Source organism: Neisseria sp. P0022.S010, assembly GCF_051956635.1.
Genome location: NZ_JBQCXF010000324.1, coordinates 1 through 3,379 on the forward strand (window position 1 = coordinate 1; position 3,379 = coordinate 3,379).

A 3,379-nucleotide genomic window follows, 5' to 3' on the forward strand; every position below is an offset into this window, starting at 1 on the left:
ATAATCGCCATTTATTTGTAAATTGACTAACCAAAAGGGTTTACAACTATCCTTTTGGTTAGTATTATTCGTTTCACTAAGTCATATGACTTAGCAAACAAACCCAAAAGGAATGCGTATGGAAACCCTAAAAGAAAGATTAATGGTGAAAATTGAAGATGCGGAAAGACAAAAACAAGATTGGCATCGTGCGGAAATTGTGGCAGCAGTTCGTAAACGCGGGAAAACAATTACTGCACTATCAATCGAATCCGGGTTAAGCGCGAATACATTAAAAAGCGCGTTGCAATTTAAATATCCAAAAGGCGAACGGATTATTTCAGACTTTCTCGGCATCCCACCTCAAGAGATTTGGCCTAGCCGTTATCCCAAACAGGTTTAACTTACTCAAAAGAGTAAACAAAAGTTTATATCAGGAGCAGTAAATGAGCAACACCATATCCTTAGAGGAGCTGAAAAATTTAAGTTTGCCCTGTCTTCCCAAGAACCTAGAAAGCATTAGATACCGTGCCAAAACGCAGGACTGGCCGTACATCGAAGAAGTTGGCAAAGCGCGTGGAGGCCGTCTGAAAAAATACTTAATCGCTTCCCTTCCTGCCGAAATCCGAGCAGCCATCATGAAACGGCAGTCGGACGAGCTGGCAGAGAAGATGCCGAAAATGCTGCCCCAAGTCAGACCGGGGACGGCGATGTCGGCTCAGGCACTGGCTGAAGCGGCCAAGCTGTTGAATGAGAAACAACGGTTGGTGGCGGATGCGCGATGTGCGGTGGTGGCGGCGGTGTTGGGTATCAAATATCAATACGGTTGCTCTGGGAAGGCTGCGGTGGCTCAGTTTTTGGGCTTGCTGGCAGAAGGTAAATTGGACGCGGTCACACTTGGGAACTTGGAAAAGGCCAATGACCGCAGCCGGTCGGCGAAGGTTGGCGAACGTACTTTAGACGGCTGGATTTCTGCCTACCTTAAAGCGGAAAACGCGACGGAGCGGTTGGTTGCTTTGGCTCCGAAGACGACGAAGGCGGTCAAGCCGATTGAAAGTTACGGATGGTTGCCGATGTTTATGCAGTTTCACAATATTCCGTCCGCGCCAAAGCTAGCGCACAGCTACCGCCGGTTTGTGCAGTGGGCTGAAGCGGAAAATATGCCGGTCAATGATGTGCCTAATTTGAGTATGGTGCGGCGCGTTTGGGACAAACTGCCGATGATTATGCAGGAGCGCGGCAGGAAAACGGGGGCGGCTTATAAATCGCTGCTGCCTTATGTGAAACGTGATTGGGGGGCTTTGAAGCCTAACGATGTTTGGATCGGAGACGGACACAGCTTTAAGGCGAAGGTGGCGCACCCTGTACACGGCAGACCGTTTAAGCCGGAAGTGACGGTGATTATTGATGGTTGTACGCGGTTTGTGGTCGGTTTTTCGGTGTCGTTGGCTGAAAGTTGTGTGGCGGTATCGGACGCTCTGCGTATCGGGGTCAAGCACTTTGGTTTGCCGATTATCTACTACTCGGATAACGGCGGCGGCCAAACCGGCAAGACGATTGACCATGAAATCACGGGTATTACGTCCCGACTGGGTATCCGCCATGAAACGGGTATCGCGGGCAACCCGCAAGGCCGAGGCATCATTGAGCGATGGTGGAAAGACAATCTGATTGAGATGGCGCGGCAGTATGAGACGTTTGCGGGCGCGGGGATGGACAGCAGCACGAAGAACCTGATGTACCGCAAGATGGAAAGTGCTTTTAACGCTTTGGAAAAAGGCAAGGATTTGACGGAGGAACAACAGAAATATTTGAAAAAACTGCCGAGCTGGTCGCGTTTTATCGCGGATGTGGTCAAGTGTATCGATGATTACAACAACCGTCCGCACGGCGAGCTGCCCCGACATCCTGAAGGCGGGCATTATTCGCCGAAGGCTTATCGGGAAATGAGGCTGGAACAGGACGGGATTGCGCCGGATATGTTGTCGGCGGAAGAGCTGGCGACGATGTTTATGCCGCAAGAGGTACGAAAGGTACATCGCGGTTGGCTGGATTTGTTCAACAACTCTTATTTTTCGGTCGAGCTGGCGGAGTATCACAAAGACGAGGTACGGGTCAGCTACGATTTGGACGACGCTGATTTTGTCAATGTATTTGATATGGACGGCAAGTTCATCGCTAAGGCGCAAATCAACGGCAATACCCGCGAGGCGTTCCCGGTCAGCCGACGCGACCAACTGGCGGAAAACCGCCGAAAAGGCAAAATCAAGCGGGCGGAAAATGCAATCAAGCTCGCGAATGCGGAAGTCAATCCGGCACTGGAACAGGCGGCAGCTTGGGACGAGCTGGGACATTTGGGCGGAAACGTCATCGAGGCGGAGTATGCGGTATTGCAGAAAACGGGCACAGACGATTTTGTGCTGTTTGAGGCGGATAGAAGTTAAAACGGTTTAAACCTCTTTTAAAAGGACTAAAAAAATGAAACAAATCAATCATACATTGCAACAAAAACTGGCTGAATTTAAAGCCAAATCAGGGATGAACCAAACCCAACTGGCACGCGGTATCGGTACTTCGCCGGCATCCATCAGTATGTATCTGAATGGCACTTATGCGGAAAAAGGCGGTAATTATGAAACCATCGAGCCGAAAATCGAGGCGTTTTTGGAGATGCAGGACAGCAAAGCGAAACGTGAAGAGCTGGTGTTGGGTTTTGTATCGACTAAGACGACCCGCCGAATCGCGGAAGTGATGCGCGATGCGCACGAAGGCGGCGAAACGGTGGTGATCTACGGTCAGGCTGGCTTGGGCAAGACGCAGGCGGTCAAAAACTACTGCGAGAAAAACCCAGCGGCCATCTTGATTGAGGCTAATCCGAGCTTTACGGCTTTGGTCTTGATGCGCAAGTTGGCGACGGCGGCGAAGGTATCGGCGATGGGCAGTCTGAATGATTTGTTTGAGTCTGTATCTGACCGCCTGCGCGATTCGGGCCGTCTGATTGTGGTCGATGAAGCGGAAAACCTGCCGCTACGCGCCCTTGAAATTGTACGCCGTCTGCACGATGAGACTGGCTGCGGCTTGGTGTTGAGCGGTATGCCCCGACTGGTTGCGAATTTGCGCGGTAAGCATGGCGAGCTGGTGCAACTTTATAGCCGAGTGTCTGTTGCGCTGAATTTGGGCGAATCTTTGCCGGATGACGAACTCTTTGAGATTGCGAAAGCGGCTTTGCCTGATGCGGACGAAGAAACGCTCTTGGAACTGGTTAAACATAGTAACGGCAATACGCGCCGGATGAGCAAATTGATGCGCGGCGCGGTACGCACGGCGAACAAGAACGGTATCAAGATGCAGGCCGGTATCGTTAAGAAATACAGCTCCCTGATTATCCGATAAGAAAGGC

3 protein-coding genes are annotated in these 3,379 nt (G+C 50.9%); all 3 read left to right on the forward strand.

Annotated elements, in window-relative coordinates; all coding sequences use genetic code 11:
• The first annotated feature begins 118 nt into the window (after positions 1-118).
• From ACTHUT_RS16105 to ACTHUT_RS16115, 3 genes are read left to right on the forward strand one after another with little or no spacing between them, the layout of a single operon-like run.
• Positions 119-382 carry a helix-turn-helix domain-containing protein gene (locus ACTHUT_RS16105; RefSeq protein WP_079453753.1) on the forward strand — a complete coding sequence of 88 codons (264 nt, stop codon included), beginning with the start codon at positions 119-121 and terminating at the stop codon, positions 380-382.
• A 43-nt stretch (positions 383-425) separates the two neighbouring features.
• Complete coding sequence (locus ACTHUT_RS16110) at positions 426-2,423, forward strand: Mu transposase C-terminal domain-containing protein (protein WP_440419057.1); 1,998 nt, start codon at positions 426-428, stop codon at positions 2,421-2,423.
• A 34-nt stretch (positions 2,424-2,457) separates the two neighbouring features.
• Entirely contained in the window at positions 2,458-3,372 is a 915-nt protein-coding gene (locus tag ACTHUT_RS16115; RefSeq protein ID WP_250600860.1) for an AAA family ATPase, read from the forward strand.
• Positions 3,373-3,379 lie beyond the last annotated feature (7 nt).